Raw genomic sequence first — 17484 nt, 5'->3', positions numbered from 1 at the left:
TGTCGACATGATCCTCGCGGCGATGCTCGCGGTGCCCTTCCTCGGGGCGCTGGGGATGCTCGTCCCCCTGCCGGGGAGCCCGCGCCGGGTGACGCGCCTGGCGCGGTTGTACGGCCTGGCGGTGTCCGGCGTGACGCTGGTGCTGGCGGTCGCGGCCGCGGCCGCCTTCGACTACGGCCGGCGCGGCGCGCAGCTCGGCGTGAACGTCCCCTGGGCGAAGTCCATCGGGCTCCGCTTCCACCTGGGTGTCGACGGCATCTCCCTGCCGCTCGTCGTGCTGACGGCGGCGCTGACGTTCCTGTGCATGGTCTACACCGCCCGCGCGCTGCCGGTCCCCGCCGGGTCGCGGGGCGGGTCGCCGCAGGCGCTGATCGGGCTGGTCCTGCTGCTCGAGGTCGGCATGCTGGGCACGTTCGTCGCGCTCGACCTCCTGCTGTTCTTCGTGTTCTTCGAGGTCGTCCTCATCCCGATGTACTTCGTGATCGCCGACTGGGGCGGTTCGGGCAAGGACGCCGCGCCACGCGCCCGTGCGGCGGCGAACAAGTTCATCCTCTACACGCTGCTCGGCTCCGGCTTCCTGCTCGTCGGCATCCTCATCGTCGCGGTGAACGCCCACACCCTCGACATGACCGCCCTCACCGCCCGGCACGGCGCCGGCCTGTCGCACGGCCTGCAGGTCGCCGCGTTCGGGCTGCTCGCCCTCGGCTTCGCGGTCAAGACGCCGATGTGGCCGCTGCACACCTGGCTGCCGGACGCCCACACCGAGGCGCCGACCATCGGCTCGGTGCTGCTGGCCGGGGTGCTGCTGAAGATGGGCACGTACGGCTTCGTCCGCATCGCCGTGCCGATGGCGCCGGAGGGCGCGAAGGTCTGGGCGCCCTGGCTCGGCCTCCTCGCCGTCATCGGGATCGTGTACGGCGCGCTGGCCTGCCTCGCGCAGCGCGAACTCAAGCGGATGATCGCCTACTCGTCCATCGGGCACATGGGATTCGTCCTGCTCGGCATCGCGACGCTCACGCCCGTCGGGCTGAACGCCGCGCTGTTCGGCAACATCGCGCACGGCCTCATCACCGGCCTGCTGTTCTTCCTCGCCGGGGCGATCAAGGAGCGGTACGGCACCGGCGACCTGGACGCCCTCGGCGGCGGCATGCTCGCCAAGGCCCCGTACCTCGCCTCCATCCTCACGTTCGCCGCGGTGGCGAGCATGGGCCTGCCCGGCCTGGCCGGCTTCTGGGGCGAGATGCTGGCACTGCTCGGCGCGTACGAGCCGCACAGCGGGCTGCCGAGGCCGACGTTCATCACCTTCATGGCCGTCGGCGGGCTCGGCGCGGTGCTGACCGCCGCCTACTTCCTGCGGCTGCTGTCGCGGGTCACCCACGGCCCGGTGGCCGAACGCTGGCGCACGGCACGGTTCGCCGACGTTCGCTCGCACGAACTGCTGGCCTGGACCCCGCTGATCACCGCCACGCTGTTCATCGGCCTGTGGCCGAAGACGCTCCTCGCCCTCACCGACGGGGCCGTACGCCTGCTCCTGGGGGCACGATGATCCAGTCCATCGGCTACCTGGCGATCCTCCCGGTCCTGATCGTCTCGGTGGCGGCCGTGGCCGTGCTGCTGGCCGACGCGTTCGGCGCGCCCGCGAAGGCCGTCGGCGGGCTCACCGCCGTGTCGCTGATCGCGGCGGCGGTCGCGCTGCCGTTCGGGCACGGGCGGTCGACGTTCTGCGCGGCCGCGACGCGGGCCGGCGAGCACGTCTCCTGCTCCTACGTCGCCGACGACTTCACCGTGCTGTTCCAGGCGGTGGTGCTGCTGGCGGCCATCGTGGTCGTCCTGCTGTCCCACGGCGAGATGCGGCGATCGGCGCTGCCCGTGGGGGAGTACCACTTCCTGCTGCTCGCCGCGATCCTCGGGGCGCTGCTGCTCGCGGCGGGCCGGGACCTGATCACGCTGGTCGTCGCGCTGGAGACGCTGTCGCTGCCGGTGTTCGCGCTCGTCGCGCTGCGGAGGTACGACGGGACGGCGTCCGAGGCGGCGCTCAAGCTGTTCCTCGTGTCGGTCGTGTCGTCGGCGGTGACGCTGTTCGGGATCAGCCTCGTGTACGGCGTCACCGGCGCGATGCACCTCGACCGGGTGGCCGCCGGGCTGACCCGCGTCCACGGCGACCTGCGGCCCGTGGCGGCCGCGGGCATCGTCCTGACCGTCGCCGGCTTCGGCTTCAAGATCGCGGCGGTGCCGTTCCACTTCTGGGCGCCGGACGTCTACCAGGGCTCTCCGCTGCCGGTCGCCGCGTTCCTGTCCGTCGTCTCGAAGGCGGGCGGCTTCGCCGGGCTGACCCTCGTGCTGACCGCCGGCTTCTGGCCGTACGGCCACACGTGGGGCCCGCTGATGGGCGTGCTGGCCGCGGCGACCATGACGCTCGGCAACCTCCTCGCGCTCCGCCAGACCGACGCCGTACGGCTGCTGGCGTGGTCCTCGGTGGCGCAGAGCGGCTACATCCTCGCCCCGATGGCCGGGGGAGCGCACGTCCGCCCGCACCAGTGGATGACGGCCACGGCCGCGTACGTCGCCATGTACGCGATCATGAACATCGGCGCGTTCGCGGTCGTCACGGTCGCGGCCCGGCGCGGCATCCGCGACCTGGAGTCCTACCGGGGCCTTGCCCGTGCCAACCCGGGCAGCGGCCTCGCCCTCGCGTTCTTCCTCCTGTGCCTGGCCGGGCTCCCACCGGGCGTCATGGGGCTGCTCGCCAAGGTCGTGGTGTTCCGCGCGGCGGTCGGCGGCGCCGCGACCTGGCTCGCCGTGATCATGGCGGTGAACACCGTCATCGGCCTTTACTACTACCTGACCTGGGCCACGCGGCTCTTCGCCGCCGGAAAGGCCCGGCGCGTACGGGCCGGCCGCGCGGGCGGCGTCGCGATCGCGGTCGCCCTGGCCGCGGCCGTCGTGGTCTCCGCGGCCCCTGAACTGGTCCTGCACGCGGCCGCGCTCGCCGTCCCCTAACGGGGAACATTTCTCCAGGTCAGCCCGTTGATCCTAGGGGGACAAGGGGAGGTGCCGCAGGTGCGTTTCAACGGTGTCAAGACGGCCGCCCTGCTGGGGGTCATGTCGGCGCTGATCCTCCTCATCGGAGGCGCGCTGGGCGGTCGTGCGGGTCTGACCATCGCGCTGGTCATCGCGGTGGCCACGAACGGCGTCGCGTACTTCTTCAGCGACCGCATCGCCCTGTCCGCGATGCGCGCCCGGCCCGTGAGCGAGGTCGAGCAGCCCGCGATGTACCGCATCGTCCGGGAGCTGTCGACCGGCGCCCGGCATCCCATGCCACGCCTGTACATCTCACCCACGATCGCGCCGAACGCCTTCGCCACCGGCCGCAACCCGCGCAACGCCGCGGTCTGCTGCACGACGGGCATCCTGCAGATCCTCGACGAGCGGGAGCTGCGCGCCGTCCTCGCGCACGAGCTGTCGCACGTCTACAACCGCGACATCCTGATCTCCTCGGTGGCCGGGGCCCTCGCCGCCGTCGTCACCTGGGTGGCCAACCTCGCCTGGCTCATCCCCCTGGGCAACTCCGACGACGAGGACGGCCCCGGCGTGCTCGGCGCGCTGCTGATGATGTTCCTCGGCCCGATCGCGGCCACGATCGTGCAGCTGGCCATCAGCCGCACCCGCGAGTTCCAGGCCGACGCCTCGGGCGCCCAGCTCAGCGGCGACCCGCTCGCCCTGGCCTCCGCCCTCCGCAAGATCGAGGGCGGCACGCGGCGGCTCCCGCTGCCGGAGGACGGCCGCCTGACCGCGGTCAGCCACCTGATGATCGCCAACCCGTTCCGCGGCGAGGGTGTCGTCCGCCTGTTCTCGACCCACCCGCCGACCGCCCAGCGCATCGCCCGCCTCGAGGAGATGGCCGGCTACCGCAGGTGACACGCCTCACGCCGTGCGACCAACGACCCGTCCGCGCAGGACGAGACGCGGTCCACTCCGGCGGCGAGGCGGCCACCGGAGGTCACCTTCACCGCGCATTTCGCCCGGCCCCGGGACGTGATCGCCGAGACCGGCATGGCTACGGCGCCTGTCCGGGGCCGGCCGCCTGGCCTGGGCCCCGGATGGAGCCCAGGCGCGTCATGGCGGCGTTCAGGAACCCTCGCGGACGGGCACCGGCCGGGACCGACGCCCTCGTCAGCGGTAGTTCGTGAACTGGAGGGCGACGTCGAGGTCCTTGCCCTTGAGCAGCGTGATCACCGACTGCAGGTCGTCCTTCTTCTTCGAGCTGACCCGCAGCTCGTCACCCTGGATCTGCGCCCGCACGCCCTTGGGGCCCTCGTCCCGGACGATCTTGCTGATCTTCTTGGCGTCCTCCTGGGAGATGCCCTCCTTGAGCCCGATGGTGAGCTTGTAGAGCTTCCCGGACGCCTTGGGCTCGCCCGCATCGATCGACTTCAGGGAGACGCCGCGCTTGACCAGCTTCTCCTGGAAGACGTCGAGGACGGCGTTGGCGCGCTCCTCGCTGTTGGCCTGGACCTCGATGGTCTCGCCCGACCACCGGATCCCCGCGTCGACGTTACGGAAGTCGAACCGGTTGGCGATCTCCTTGGCGGCCTGGTTCAGAGCGTTGTCCACCTCCTGCCGGTCGAGCTTTGACACGATGTCGAAAGAGCTTTCCGAAGCCACGGTTCATGTCCTCACGGATAACGACGATCTCTCTGGAGAGCCTAGTAAGCGTTCGCCCGCTCCACTGCCACCGACGCCGGTGCCCCGCCGACCGAAACCGATGTCACCCTTGGGCCCAGAGTCCGCTATCCTTCTGAGCGTCGCTACGGCGGCTTACCCGGCGGGTTGCCCGAGTGGCCAATGGGAGCGGACTGTAAATCCGTCGGCTCAGCCTACCCAGGTTCGAATCCTGGACCCGCCACATCAGGTGGAACGGCCCCTGACCAGCAGAGATGCGGTCAGGGGCCGTTCCGTTTCTTGATCGACATATGCAGCCGGATGCCACCGGAAGCAGCCCCCGGCCGGTGGTCGCGGGATATACGCGGGATGGAAATCCGGCCGTTCCCGCAGGTCACCCCAGACGCCAAGGAGGGGCCGCGGGATGATCCCGCAGCCCCTCCAGGGTAAGGAACGATCAGCCGGCCAGCGCCTCCTCGATCCGGCGGTTGGCCATCTCCTCCTGGCCCTCGACGCACTTGGCGTAGACCTTGAGCAGAACATCGACGCTGTGACCGGCCCGCCGCGCAACCTCGGTAGCCGGAACCCCGGAATTGAGCCACAGTGACACCGCCGCGTGTCGAAGGTCGTACGGCCGCCGAGCGACCGGCGATGCGGCCCACTCCGGAGACAGGCCGATGGTCCGCGCCTCGGCCCAGATGCGCCCGTACGAGGTCGAGCCGACGACCTTGCCCCGTTCGCTCTGGAACAGCCGGCCATCCTCCGCCGTCCCGAACTCCGCGAGGTGCGCCCGCAGGATCTCCACCAGGACCGGCGGAATCGGCACCACGCGGACATCCTTCCGCGAACGGTGCTTGAGCTGGCGTTCCTCGTGCGTCGAGCCGCTATCGGTCCACCGGGTGTTGACCTCGGGACGCGACCCGCTCAGCGTGATCTTGCCCCATCCCTGCTCGGGCAGGTGGCAGTCCTGTCGACGGAGCGCCACCGCCTCGGCCGGCCGAAGCGCCGCGTAGTACATGCAGGCGTACAGCGCCATCAGCCGTCGGCCGCCGCCGCGGCTCCCGATGTACGTCACCGCCGCCAGCAGCTCCCGCGCCTGCCCCGGATTGATCACCACCCGAGGGTCGACCGCTTCCGCGACCTTCACCGGCTTCCACCGGACCCGGTCGATCGGGTTGGAGTCGAGTTCTTCGAGCTCCACCGCGTACTGAAGCACGTTGTAGAAGATCGCCCGCTTCCGCGCCACGGTGGCCGCCGCAGCCGGCTTCCCGTCCAACCGCAACGCGAGCGCATCGAGACCGGCCCGCACGACCCGAGCCTCACGGAGGGCGCCCATCGGTAGGGACGCCTGCTCAAGCCAGCGGATCGCCGAGGCGATCTCGGCGGGACGCTCCTTGACCCGATCGGTGGGGGACAGGAGGAAGTGGCGCAGCGCCCGCCACAGCGTTTCGGCGTCCGGCCGACCGGGCCGATCAGCGACGAGCGCCGGGGTCACCGTCGCAAGGGAGTCGGTCAGACCGTCACGCGACTTGGCAGCGGCATGCGGCCATTTCGCGTCCAGGTAGGCCAGCACGAAGGCCAGCCACGTAGCCGCCTGCTTGGCCTCCATCATCGACTCAGGCAGGCCCGTGTCCGTGTCGAAGGCTTCCCCGCGCTTGGCCGCCTGCCGCAGGTCGGACAGGAAGCTTTCAGCGAGCGCCTTGGTCCGCCGCGTACGGGACTTCTGCCGACCGGCGACCACCCAGCGAACCTCGAACGAGGCCGTCTTGCTGGACTTGTTCCGGCGGACGTCCCAGAACTTGACGTCAGTCGACTTCACGCCGCCTCCCGCAGCGTCTCCAGCCAGGAGGCGAACTCACTGCGCCAGATGCGGATCTCGCCGTTGGGCAGCTTGAGGCCGGCGGGAGCGTTGCCGAGTTCGCGCCAGCGGTAGAACGTTCGGCGCGAGACGCCGCCGAGTTCGGCCAGGACCTCGGGAACGGTCATCAGCTCGTCTCGTCTGTTCACATGACCTCCATGAGTTCCGGCAGGGTTCCGCCTGCGCCGGTGGAGTCGAGAGGGGGCAATGGCTTGCCGCTCAGCGCGGCGGATAGGAAGGCTTCGCCAGGGGTGTGGCCTTGGCCGACGTAGTCCCAGTGCGCGATGACGAGGACCTGGTCGTCATCGAAGAGGGGCAGTCGGCCGGTGGTGATGTCGTGTTCGCGCTGGTTGTAGGCCGCGCGTGCTTCGCGGAGTGCGCCGAGGGTGGTGGAGTAGCGGCGGGATTTGGTCGAGAAGTGGCCGCGGAAGCCGAGCATGTGGGCCCAGTCCGCAAGCCGGAGATCGGCCATCTCCGCCAACCCGCCCAGTCGCCGGCACTCGGCGATCAGCCGCCGGGCGTGGTCGCGGATGTTCAGCCGGTCGAGGTCATCGGTCGGGCGGATGCGCCGGTCGAGGGTGCCGACGCATTCGGCGGCTTTGGTGGCGTATTTGGCGATGTAGCCGGCTACGGCTTGGTCGGTGAGTTCCCCGGTCGTGGTGATCGGTCGTACGTCGACCTGCGAGCCCCATGCCAGCGAGCGCGCCGGTACGTCCTCGGCCGCGGGCGTGGTCACTGTGACCGCTTGGGCGGCATGGCGTACCGCGTCGTCGAGGAGCGTCCCGGTCGCCCAGGCGGGCGGGGACGTGGTCGGCCAGGCCCGTCGGGTCCGTCGAGGCGGATGACGGCGTGGAAGTGGACGACGCCGCGCCGCTGGTATTCGGCGACCTTGGCGAACGACACGGCCAGCACGGCCCGCATCTCAGCGAGGGGCAGGCCCGCCGCCTTGGCCAGCCGCCGACGCAGGGCGAGGGTGAAGCGTCGCCATAGTTCGGGGGCGAGGGCGTTGAACAGGACGGAGCCGGTGTAGTCGTAGCAGTCCGGGCAGAGCGGTTCGCCCAGCCGCGGATCGTCGGCCCCGTGCCGGTCGGTGCAGGACTGCGGACGCCCGTGCGGGCAGTCGTCGAGGTCGCGCCGGGGGTGGCACGGCTGGATGACGCCGGCCTTTTCGCGTCGGGTGTGGACAGGCCCGAACGAGGGAGCCGTGAGGGTGACGAACGCCGCCGGATGCTCGGTGACGGTGTCGGGGACGCCCTTTGCCGCCGACCAGGCCCGCGCGGACGAGTTGGTAGGTGTCGGCGCGGTAGACCTCCGCACACGCCGGACACCGCGACGCGCGGCGGGTCTTGCACGCCACCCGCAGCACGCCGTCCGGTTCATGGGCGGTGGAGTAGCGGTGGAGTAGGGCGCCGGTGAGGGGGTCGCGGTAGTCGACCCGCCCGCGCAGGTGGATGGGTTGGGCGCAGCCGCCGGTCCGGCGGATCTGCGCGGCCCAGCGCTGGTAGTCGGGTGAGGTGGCGCGGCGGGCGATGTCGCGGAGGGTGAGCGGGGAGGGGACGGCAGCAGGCAAGATGGAGGGGTCTCCTGTCGTTCTTTGGAGCGGTGGAGGGATGGCCCCCGACGTGGCGGACGACTTGGCGGTTGTGTGGCCACGCCGGGGGCGTCAGAGCCTCAGGCGAACCCGAGGCCCTGGCAGTGCTCGCAGGTCTGGCCCTCGGAGGTCAGGCCGCCGGTGCAGTGGCAGCACGCCCAGTGCTCCACCAGCGGCACCAGCGCCGGACGCTCGTCGTCGAGGTCCGTCACGCGGCTTCCTCGCGCGTCGCCGCTTCGAAGACCGGGGCGTAGCTCATGAGCGCTTCGTGAGCTTCCCTGCGCCGGGCGGGGATGTGGACGGCCGTGTAGGTGATCCGGCCGAAGGTCTTGGTCACGGTGTAGTGGCCGCCGTCGTCCCGCTCGTCGACCGGGAGGGCGTCGAGGAGCGCGGCGATCCGGTCGACCTCGGTCGCCTGGTGCTCGTCGGTGCCGCGGGCGTAGTAGCTGACATCCCACCCGTAGGGGTTGACCGGAACGCCGGGGTTGGCTTCCAGGAAGTCAGCCAGGGCGCGCAGGCCCTTGATGGTCTGGTGACGGGCGAACAGGTCACCGGGAACGATCGGTTGTGCGGTCATGACGTGGGTTCCCTTTCTTCAGGCGGTGCGGATTTGGCGGAGTAGGTCAGAGGCGAGTTGGTTGGATACGCCGAGGCGGGCGCGGAGGGCGTCGCGGGTGATGGGGCGTCCGTGGCGTTGTTCGTGTTCGGTGGCGACGCGGCGGGCGAAGGTGAGCAGTTCGGCCGCCGGACCACCCGCCGAGGCAGCCTCGTCCCGGCGCTCGTCCTGTTTCGGCGCGTCGTCCTGGTCGTCCCGGACGAGGACGAGGTCCGAGGACGGCCGTCCGAACGACGGCGGCACCGGGGACGAGTCGACAGCGCCCATCGCCGACGAGGACGAGGGAGCCTCGGCCGGGCGTCGACCGGTGGAGCGTCGTTCGAGCATCGAGACCGCGACCAGGAAGGCGCCTGCCGGGGTTGCTGCGGTGAGCCAGCCCCAGGGGGTGGGTTCGGCTTGGGCGAGGTTGGCGGCCAAGGAGAGCACCACCCCGCCGGCCAGGACCAGCGACGGCCAGGAGATCGGGCCGGTACGTCGACCCGTGCGCCGGTCCCGCTGGCGTTCGCGGGCGGCCATGACGCAGGTCAGGTCGATGCAGACGGCGATGGCCCAGGCCATCCAGCCGTGTTGTCCGTGCTGGCGGGCGGTGTCGTCAAAGCCCTCGGCCTGGAGCCGACGCACGAGATCACCGTCGAACACGCCGAACCACCCGAGGAGATCGCCGACGCGCTGGGACTCCCGCCCGGCGAGGTGAACTGCCTCGTCCGGCGGCGCCGGCTACTGGCCAGCGGCATCCCGGTCGTCCTCAACGCCTCATGGTTCCCGCTGTCAATCGCGGACGGTACCGTCCTGGAGAAGCCAGGCCCGGTCATCGTCGGCGGAGTCAAGTCCGCGCTCGCCGACCTGGGATACAAGCAGACCCGCGCCAGTGAGCGGATTCGCGACCGCCTGCCCGACGAGGCCGAGGCGAACGCCTTGGCGATCAGCCCCGAACGTACGGTGTTGGACATCTTCCACGTGGGACGCACCGCGGACGGGACCGCCGTGGAGGTCACCACCACGGTCACGCCGGCGCATTACCTGATCATCGAGACTGACTTTCCGCTCGCCTAGCCAGCTGAAGGAGAACCGACGCGTGATCACCGAACGCGTGCGCAAGCACGCCGAACACCTGGCCGGCGCGAGCGAGCTGCCCGCGTTCGTCTACGACCTGGACGCGCTTGCCTCCGACGCCGCCGGCATCAGGCAGGCACTGACCGTCCCCGGCGCACCGGAGATCTTCTACGCCGCCAAGGCCAACCCCGACGCCCCCATCCTGCGGACCATCGCCCCGCACGTCGACGGGATCGAGGTCGCCTCAGGCGGCGAACTCCAACACATTCGCCAGATCCTCCCCGACGCCCGGCTTGCCTTCGGCGGACCCGGCAAGACCGACGACGAACTCAGGCTCGCCCTGGAACTGGGCGTCGAGCGCATCCACGTCGAGTCCCCGCACGAACTGTCCCGCCTCGCCGCCCTGGCGCGCGAGCATGACCGCCAGGTCGACATCCTCCTTCGGGTGAACCTGGCAGGGGACCGGACCGGCGTCGCCCTGGCGATGTCCGGCCCGTTCGGCATGGACCCCGACCTCATCGAGGACTGCCGCGACACCCTCACCGACAACCCGCACGTCCGCCTACGCGGCATTCACGCGCACTTGGCGTCCGGGCTGGACGCCGAGGCGATGGTCAACCAGTCCCGGGAAATCCTGGAGTGGGCACGGCCCTGGCTCGCCAAGGCCGACGTCACCGACCCGGAAATCAACCTCGGCGGCGGCATGGCCGTCGACTACGCCGACCCCGCCCACCGCTTCGACTGGACCGGCTACGCCCGCCAGGTCGCAGCACTGGCCCAGCCGGGGGAGAAGCTTCGGATCGAGCCAGGACGCGCCGTCAGCGTCTACGCCGGTTGGTACGTCACCGAGGTCCTGGACGTCAAGAAGGCCCACGGCCAGTGGTACGCGGTACTGCGCGGCGGGACCATGCACATCCGAACCCCCGTGACCAAGCAGCACAACCACCCGTTCGTCGTACTGCCCCGAGGGGGCAGCGGCCCCGCCGTCGACGACCAGCCCGTCACCCTCGTCGGGCAACTCTGCACACCCAAGGACGTGTTCGCCCGCCAGGTCCCGACCGACCACCTTGCCATCGGCGATCTCGTGGCGTTCTCCATGGCCGGCGCCTACGCCTGGAACATCTCCCACCACGACTTCCTGATGCACCCCAAGCCAGGCCACCACTACCTCAGCGACGACTAGGGCCTGTCCGGGGGCTGCAGCAGGTATACGTCCCCGGCCCGCCTGTGAGCGGTTCTGTGCCGGATCGGGGATGACGTGCCGTGTGCTGTGCAGGGCCGGGCTCTTGCGGAGGTCGTCGTTGTCGCGTCAGGCTGGTCGGATGGGGAGTCACGTGACGGGAAAGGCGGCCTGGGCGCTGGTGTGGTCGCTTTGGTGCGTGCTGGCGGCGGCCGTGCCGTTGGGGATCTCGCTGCTGTCGCTGAGGCTCGAACAGTACGCGTGGCGTGCGAACGAGCACGGTCTGACCCTCGTCCTCGTGTTCGCGGGCCTGATGTTCTACCTCGCCATGGCGATGGTGTACCTGTTCGTCAGAGACTGCTGGATGGAGGACCAGACTGGCACAGCGCGCTGGGTGGTCTTCTGGGCCGGTGTCGTTGTCGTCGTCGCTTGCTCGTTCACGGCCGGCGTACTCGGTGACCGGGAGGTCGAGCAGCGGATCCTGCATGATCGCGGGGTGACGTCCACGGGTGTGGTCACCGGGATCAAGACTTCCACCAGCGACAGCGGGGCTCCCGAGCAGGTCGGGGTCTACGTCCGGCTGAACGACGGCAGGTCGTTCTCCGTCGACGGCGAACCCCGCGTCGGCAGCACCGTGCAGGTCACCACCGACCCCCAGGACAAGGTCCGTCCTCAGCTCGGCCCGCGGCCGGCTGCGCCTGCGGAGCAGGTCCTAAAAGCGCTCCTCGCCGTGCTGGCCGTCGGTCACCTCATGGCGGCGAGCATCACGTGTGGACCGCTGTCCGGAACAGCCCGTTCGCGCCGAAGGCACCCCGCCGGCGGGCGGGTTGGGGAGCCTTCGCCGCAACCGTAGGACTGCCTCGAACCTGGCCAGGCGGGTCCTGACGGGCCGGCCGAGCGTGTCCGCGGAGCGCGCCGGCTCATGGCGAGGGAGGATCACCGACACGAGGCGGACCTTCGCAATGCGGCGGCCGACGTCGGGTGGGGCGCCTCTGACTCAAGCCATGATCCGCCGGACAGGCCCTAGACCCACCCCGCGGCCAACGACCAGAGCCCCCGAACCACCGACGCACGGCACCGGGGGCTCTGACGTATTCAAGACCGAACGGACAGCCCGCCCGGATGAGAACTTTCTCTACGTCTTCAAGGGCGCCCCGCTACGCGGGCCGCCGGCGGCCGACCGGCCCTCGGGCCGGGCGTGCGGCCTCTGCGGGCCGATCCCGGCCCGAACCGGCCGGCCGCCCAGTCCCAAATAGTTACGCTTGTAGCACATCGAACAGCTCTACCCTCGATGGGATCGACCTGGCTCCGGTGCCACCGGTATGAGACGCAGAACGACCTACACTGACGGCAAGCGACTAATAAAGGGAGCCTGCAAGGCAATGGCGAAGGTAACGAGCGCGCCCGACGATGATGATGATCGCGACGAGGCAGTTGTCCACCACTCCATCGGTAACCTCTCGGTGGGCGGTGACTTCTACCAGAACTACGTCTGGAGCCCCGCACCGCAACCAAAGGTCGACGAGCAGCGAGTCAACTTCTTCTTCAGCTTCCTCAACCAAGCATTGAAACAGGCCGAAACCACGTTTCGACTGAGCGTGATCTTCATGTCCGCCGGTGCGGTGATCCTCCTCGTAGGCGGCGCCCTAGCCCTCGCCGATCAGCACTCCAACTACTTGCCCGCGTTAACAAGCTTGAGTGGTCTACTGATCACTTCATGCGGCGGCGCTTTCGCTATCCACTCGAACAGGGCGCGCAAGCACTTGACCGAACAAGCAAACCGTCTGCGAGACGAGATGCGCAGCGACGTGCTTCATGAGCAGACGCTTGCACTGATTGACCGTGTCGCCGACGCCAACTTGCAAGACCGGCTGAAGTCCCTCGCTGCTATGCGGTTGCTCGGTTTGGACCCCGATGCAGGCGTGACCATCAACCGGCTGATGCCTGGCGACGAGCAAGCCTCCCGAGAGATTGAGCCGTGAGAGACGCAACCTCGGCACTCATAGATGCACAGGTCGTGACGATCGCCGTGGGTGGTTGGGCGTTGCACGGGGCCGGGGCGATCGGCTGACGCGCTGCTTCCGGTCCTCGGGCCGTAGCCGGCCCTGCGGTCCGGGTCAGCTTGTCCTCTATCTCCGGTGGTCCTCGCCTCACTTGAGCGATGCCGACCAGATACGTCTCCTCTCATCGATAGGAGGTGCTTCTGGGTCGCGGACAGGCTGTTCGCCCATGCCGAGCGCATCGGCGCCTTGGCCGCCGAGCTTGACCGGATGGATGGACAACCAGGCGCAAGCAGGCTGCAAGTCGTTGGGATATATGAGCATCCGGACGGCGAGGAAGAAGAGGACACCAACCCGGTTGAGGGTCTCGAGAAGGTTGGGGGACAGCACCAGTTGCTGGGCTGGCATCTTGACGCCAGGACGCTGGAGTTCCTCCGGTTGACGCGCGCGGAACTGGATATCGACGAGTACGCCTATTGATGACGTCCACCCCGTCTAGGACTGACCTACAGCCACGCTCCCACACCCGCGCGAAGCCGTCTGTCACATCGTCTCACGGGTCCGCGTCGGAAAGCACTCCGGACAGGGGCTAGCCGGCCGCGTGCGCGGTGGCCACCTTGCTAACGCCCGCGCTAACAACCACCTTGGATGTCCCCGGACGGGCGTGGACACCCGAGAGCACGACAACGCAGGTCGGTAGTCAGATCTGGACGGCTGCGGACGTGCTTAGCATGACTCGTAATGAAGAGTGCACCCGAAAGCATGAGCAGCGCGCGCAGGAGATGCGCGGGATGGCGTCCGTTTCCCCCTGCCCCGACGGTAGCCCTCCGCTAGTCGGGGCCTCCAAGGCCGTCGGGGCGCCTCGGCGGCTCAGCCTTCTGATTCGGCAGGAGGCGTACGGCCTTCATTGTTGGAACTTCTGCGGCTTTCAATCGCGTCATTCCAAGCCTTCACCACTTGATCCGTTAGGTCTTTCTGTCCGAACCCTTCCTCTTTATAGCCAGACTTGATTCTCTCAATTGCCTTCTCGGCGGAATCTCGACCGTATCCAAACATGTCGGCCCTGATTGCCGTCATAAGATAGGTACGAGAGACTATCACTCTTTCATATTGACTCATTCCAGCTTCTGCATCGAAGCGCATGGCGGTCAGCCATTGAAGTGCCCTAGCTTGGAGGATCCGTGCATAACGAACTACCCATTCCGGTGCGACGAGCTCTAGCTCATCGAGCGCAGATGATAGCTTTTCGTGTGCCTCTGCCACAATTTTACCGTACGAAATACTGGTAGAATCGGGTAGATTTCCATAGATCGCACTCGTTACCTCATTAAGGCATTGCAGGAATTTGAGATATGCATCTCTTTTTTCTGCTCTTAGTGTATCGCCCTCATTGTGTGAGCGTTGAATACTAAGAACCTTCAACTGGTTCCTTTGTTGTGTGTATGCAGTCAAAGAGGTCGCCACTAGGCCCGCCAGCCCTACGACGCCAGTTGTTGTGGGTGCAAGCCAGTCCCAAGTCATCCCGCCATGATGGCCGAACGAGATCGCAGAAGTAAGAGGAACCCTTAGCCCTGCCCATCTCGTCAGTCGCCGTTCCACCCTCTACGGGGGTGGGGCCGACGGTTCTGCTCGGCTCGGCGGCGACGTCCGACGCCAAGCCCGGCTGCTGACACTCGGCGCACGCGTCCGACATTTCGATCTCGGAGGCACGCGGGATATACGCGGGATGACGACGATGCCGGGACATAGGTCCGCCGGTGTCTTCCAAGGTCAGAGAGGAAGTTGGGACGAGAACGCCGACCCTCTGTAAATCCGTCGGCTCAGCCTACCCAGGTTCGAATCCTGGACCCGCCACATCAGGTGGGACGGCCCCTGACCAGCAGAGATGCGGTCAGGGGCCGTTTCGCTTTCATGATCCCCGGTTCACCGCGACTCTCTCTTGATCACCGGTCTATCTGGCACGCGTGTGGCACGGCGCGAGTTGTTGGTTCCAGGCGTGCCCACCCCACATCACCCCCGCCGGGTCATCCCTTGTGCCTTCGTCCCACCCCGGAGGGGAAGCGGGCCAGACTCCACGGGCCGAGGTGGAGCGCCCCACGGACGAACGACCTCGACCCGTGGGGTCTGGTCTGCTGGGCTTGTCCTGGGACGGAGGCAGAGGGGATGACCCGGCTTCCACCCTAGCCAGCGATCATCGTGCGCCGCGTGCGGTCCGACTCCATCCCCGAGCCTGGAGGCCCCCGCCGGAGGCATGTGGTGGCCGCACCCGGTCTTAGCCTCGACCGTCCGGATCGGACGGCCATTCCTCCATAGCGGTGACGATCTCAGCCAGGCGGGTTTCGAAGAGCGCAGTCTCGACATCGCCGCTTCTGAACGCTCGCCAAAGGTCAATGAGTCGCTCTTCCCACTCGCCAAACTCAATGACCTTGTTGGCCAGCGTGAGACCGTCTAGGGACGGCTTTCCAACCTCCAGCATCCATCGAGTTGCAGCCGCGTCGGCCGTGATGCCACGACCTGCCAGTTCGACCACCGTGAACGGCACCCTGGGATGAGACGCCACGCCAAGGAACACCCCCAGCGCCACCGAGTTTCGTGGTGGCGACTCCAACGCCTGCCCATCGGTTGGCACGTCCTGCTTCGTCATGCGCCAACCTTCCCGTAGACAGGTCGCACATCCGGTGGCGACCGGCCGATAACCTACATAGCTCCCCGAACAGCGGCCCGAGCCACACCACTAGACAGTGCCCCATGACCTGGTGAGCGGGGTGGCCTGCCAATCGTCGTAGGCGACCCGGAGGGCGAACGAAGTGAAGTTGGCCGGCGGCCCTGCGGCCGTCCCGCGAGAACGGTTCGAAGCTGGTGACGCTGGAGGGAATCCGCGGTTGGGTCTTCGTCTGCTGAGCCGCCCGATCGGCGCGGCCGGAGGGACCGGCGCCCACGCCGCACGCCCGTAGGGCCTGCCGGGCGGGCGGCCTGAGGCGGCGCCGAGCGCCGCCGCCTTGATCCAATACAGCGGGATTCAGCAAAGAACGGTGCTCGCGTCGCCCGCGTTGTGGCCGGTCCGCCGCGACCTCGGTGGCCGGAACGCCGGAGCTGAGTCACAGTGACACCGCCGCGTCGAAGGTCGTACGGCGGCCGAGCGACCGGGGAGGCGGCCCACTCCGGAGACGGACCGATGGCCCGCGCCTCGGCCCAGACACGCCAGTACGAGGTCGAGCAGACGACCTGCCCGTTCGCTCTGGAACAGCCGGCCATCCTCTGCCGTCGCGAACCGCGATGTGCGCCCGAAGGATCTCCCCCAGGATCGGTGGAATCGGCACAACACCGTCGGCAGCCGCCAGCCGAGCCGAGACGGGCGGACCAGACCGAGGCACGGAGCATTCTCGATCTTCACCCGCCGCGAGTCCAGGGGCGGACCTTGCCGAAGGTGCCCTCTTCGTACGAGCACGGCACGAGCGCGTGAAGGGATCTGCGTTCGGCCTACCTCAACTCGGAGCAGCGACCGGCGACGCGTCCAGAACCGCCTCTGCCGTTGCGATGAACTTGACCAAGGCCGCATGCACATCGTGGTACGCCGAAGCGCATGCCTCCTCGAATGGTTCTTGGGACTTTCCCTGCCCATGAACTGCGATCAGTACCTCGACGTGGACAAGCCAGTCGCTGGTCCGGTCCAGCAGTGTCTTCGCAGCCGTCCCCACTGGCTTCGGGCCTTCCATCGCGACGACCGCCCACCGTGCTCGCAAGGGCTCGCGCAGCGCCTGGGCTTCCTGCATGAAGGTCGACGCGCCTTCGATCAAGCGCCCTGGATCGTTCATCACTGCACTACGAGCCCGTTCCGCCCGATCATGAACGGCATGGACGGTGTCCAAGAAGGCCGCGTAAGCATCCCTGCGAGTTTCCCGTCGCCAGCGCGCGTGATCAACGCGAGCCTGGGCCTGGGCTTGCTCTCGTTGAGCATCAGCGGTCAGCTTTGCTTGGCCCCGCGCCCACCAGGCGGTCAACGTTGCCGTCACTGCCGTCCCGAGCGCTCCGACGCCCGCTCCCAGCAACACACCAAGGCCCTGATCCACCTGGTGATTCTGTCGCATTCCTGCTCGAAGGCGCGAGGGCCTGGCCCCAAGCACCGGCCGGAGAATTTACTACTAGGCGAACAAGAGAAGTTGCCGGGGCCGCCCCCTCCGGCACGGCCGGAGGGGCCGACTCCCACGCCGCACGCCCGTAGGGTGTGCGGCGTGGGCGGCCTGCGGCGGCGCTAGCGCCGCCGGCTTCGTCTGATACAGCGGAATTCGGCGAAGAACAGGCGTGTCGCGTCGGAACGCGTATTCGCGTGCCCACATTCAAGACCAGTCGCTAGGCAAGTTGCCCCTTGCGGAGAATGGTGCAGAGGGCCAGGTGGTCTAGGGCGTGTCCGGTAGATCTTGGCGTTCGGCTGAGGTCGATCTTGTGACGGGCTTTGATGGTGTGTCATGGTCCGGCGACATGAGTTAACCGATGCGGCCTGGCAGCGGATCGAGCCGTTGCTGC

17 protein-coding genes, 1 tRNA gene and 2 pseudogenes are annotated in these 17484 nt (G+C 68.4%); 9 read left to right on the top strand and 11 right to left on the bottom strand.

Annotated features, from left to right (window positions below; translation table 11 throughout):
- Positions 1 to 7 precede the first annotated feature (7 nt).
- From NDW01_RS05940 to htpX, 3 genes are read left to right on the top strand one after another with little or no spacing between them, the layout of a single operon-like run.
- Positions 8 to 1546 carry a complex I subunit 4 family protein gene (locus tag NDW01_RS05940; protein WP_252817448.1) on the top strand — a complete coding sequence of 513 codons (1539 nt, stop codon included), beginning with the start codon at positions 8 to 10 and terminating at the stop codon, positions 1544 to 1546.
- Positions 1543 to 3000, top strand: coding sequence for an NADH-quinone oxidoreductase subunit N (locus tag NDW01_RS05935; RefSeq protein ID WP_252817446.1), 1458 nt, complete (start codon positions 1543 to 1545; stop codon positions 2998 to 3000). The genes NDW01_RS05940 and NDW01_RS05935 overlap by 4 nt, the downstream gene beginning before the upstream one ends.
- A gap of 60 nt (positions 3001 to 3060) precedes the next feature.
- Entirely contained in the window at positions 3061 to 3918 is an 858-nt protein-coding gene (gene htpX / locus NDW01_RS05930) for a zinc metalloprotease HtpX (protein WP_252780148.1), read from the top strand.
- 255 nt (positions 3919 to 4173) lie between these two features.
- Here htpX and NDW01_RS05925 read toward each other — a convergent pair whose 3' ends face one another.
- Complete coding sequence (locus NDW01_RS05925) at positions 4174 to 4665, bottom strand: YajQ family cyclic di-GMP-binding protein (protein WP_252817444.1); 492 nt, start codon at positions 4663 to 4665, stop codon at positions 4174 to 4176.
- Positions 4666 to 4824: 159 nt separating this feature from the next.
- Here NDW01_RS05925 and NDW01_RS05920 point away from each other — a divergent pair.
- A tRNA-Tyr gene (locus NDW01_RS05920) sits at positions 4825 to 4906 on the top strand.
- 213 nt (positions 4907 to 5119) lie between these two features.
- Here NDW01_RS05920 and NDW01_RS05915 read toward each other — a convergent pair.
- The 7 genes and pseudogenes from NDW01_RS05915 to NDW01_RS05890 form a co-directional block, all read right to left on the bottom strand.
- Positions 5120 to 6481 carry a tyrosine-type recombinase/integrase gene (locus NDW01_RS05915; RefSeq protein WP_252817443.1) on the bottom strand — a complete coding sequence of 454 codons (1362 nt, stop codon included), beginning with the start codon at positions 6479 to 6481 and terminating at the stop codon, positions 5120 to 5122.
- Entirely contained in the window at positions 6478 to 6669 is a 192-nt protein-coding gene (locus tag NDW01_RS05910; protein ID WP_252817441.1) for a helix-turn-helix transcriptional regulator, read from the bottom strand. Before NDW01_RS05910 ends, NDW01_RS05915 begins: the two co-directional genes overlap by 4 nt.
- Positions 6666 to 7900, bottom strand: a pseudogene (locus NDW01_RS43710) (replication initiator). Before NDW01_RS43710 ends, NDW01_RS05910 begins: the two are co-directional and overlap by 4 nt.
- Positions 7848 to 8090 (bottom strand): annotated as a pseudogene (locus NDW01_RS43705) (replication initiator); the annotation flags it as partial. The pseudogenes NDW01_RS43710 and NDW01_RS43705, both read right to left, overlap by 53 nt.
- Before the next feature lie 101 nt (positions 8091 to 8191).
- Entirely contained in the window at positions 8192 to 8323 is a 132-nt protein-coding gene (locus NDW01_RS42725) for a hypothetical protein (RefSeq protein ID WP_256511078.1), read from the bottom strand.
- Positions 8320 to 8688, bottom strand: coding sequence for a hypothetical protein (locus NDW01_RS05895; RefSeq protein WP_252817435.1), 369 nt, complete (start codon positions 8686 to 8688; stop codon positions 8320 to 8322). The genes NDW01_RS42725 and NDW01_RS05895 overlap by 4 nt, the downstream gene beginning before the upstream one ends.
- An 18-nt stretch (positions 8689 to 8706) precedes the next feature.
- On the bottom strand, positions 8707 to 9285 hold the full coding sequence (locus NDW01_RS05890) for a hypothetical protein (protein ID WP_252817433.1): 579 nt from the start codon (positions 9283 to 9285) through the stop codon (positions 8707 to 8709).
- A gap of 6 nt (positions 9286 to 9291) precedes the next feature.
- Here NDW01_RS05890 and NDW01_RS05885 point away from each other — a divergent pair, with 6 nt between their 5' ends.
- From NDW01_RS05885 to NDW01_RS05865, 5 genes are all read left to right on the top strand, one after another.
- Complete coding sequence (locus NDW01_RS05885; RefSeq protein ID WP_252817431.1) at positions 9292 to 9780, top strand: UTRA domain-containing protein; 489 nt, start codon at positions 9292 to 9294, stop codon at positions 9778 to 9780.
- 22 nt (positions 9781 to 9802) lie between these two features.
- Positions 9803 to 10963: a type III PLP-dependent enzyme gene (locus tag NDW01_RS05880; RefSeq protein WP_252817429.1), complete on the top strand. Its 1161-nt coding sequence runs from the start codon at positions 9803 to 9805 to the stop codon at positions 10961 to 10963.
- A 151-nt stretch (positions 10964 to 11114) separates the two neighbouring features.
- A complete protein-coding gene (locus NDW01_RS05875) occupies positions 11115 to 11813 on the top strand; it encodes a hypothetical protein (RefSeq protein ID WP_252817426.1) in 699 nt (232 codons plus the stop codon).
- Positions 11814 to 12342: 529 nt separating this feature from the next.
- Positions 12343 to 12942 (top strand): TRADD-N-associated membrane domain-containing protein, encoded by a 600-nt coding sequence (locus NDW01_RS05870; protein ID WP_252817424.1) that lies wholly within the window; start codon positions 12343 to 12345, stop codon positions 12940 to 12942.
- 156 nt (positions 12943 to 13098) lie between these two features.
- Positions 13099 to 13440, top strand: coding sequence for a hypothetical protein (locus NDW01_RS05865; RefSeq protein ID WP_252817422.1), 342 nt, complete (start codon positions 13099 to 13101; stop codon positions 13438 to 13440).
- 390 nt (positions 13441 to 13830) lie between these two features.
- Here the strand turns inward: NDW01_RS05865 and NDW01_RS05860 are convergent, their stop codons facing one another.
- From NDW01_RS05860 to NDW01_RS05850, 3 genes are all read right to left on the bottom strand, one after another.
- Positions 13831 to 14481 carry a hypothetical protein gene (locus NDW01_RS05860; RefSeq protein ID WP_252817421.1) on the bottom strand — a complete coding sequence of 217 codons (651 nt, stop codon included), beginning with the start codon at positions 14479 to 14481 and terminating at the stop codon, positions 13831 to 13833.
- 751 nt (positions 14482 to 15232) lie between these two features.
- Entirely contained in the window at positions 15233 to 15604 is a 372-nt protein-coding gene (locus tag NDW01_RS05855; protein WP_252817419.1) for a hypothetical protein, read from the bottom strand.
- A gap of 841 nt (positions 15605 to 16445) precedes the next feature.
- The gene (locus NDW01_RS05850; RefSeq protein WP_252817417.1) at positions 16446 to 17030 is read right to left on the bottom strand and encodes a hypothetical protein; all 585 of its coding nucleotides are present in this window, start codon (positions 17028 to 17030) and stop codon (positions 16446 to 16448) included.
- Positions 17031 to 17484: the final 454 nt, after the last annotated feature.

This window comes from Actinoallomurus soli (genome assembly GCF_024055715.1).
Lineage (GTDB): Bacteria > Actinomycetota > Actinomycetes > Streptosporangiales > Streptosporangiaceae > Actinoallomurus > Actinoallomurus soli.
Note: the sequence above shows the minus strand (reverse complement) of the source record. Positions and strands in the feature narration are given on the sequence as shown.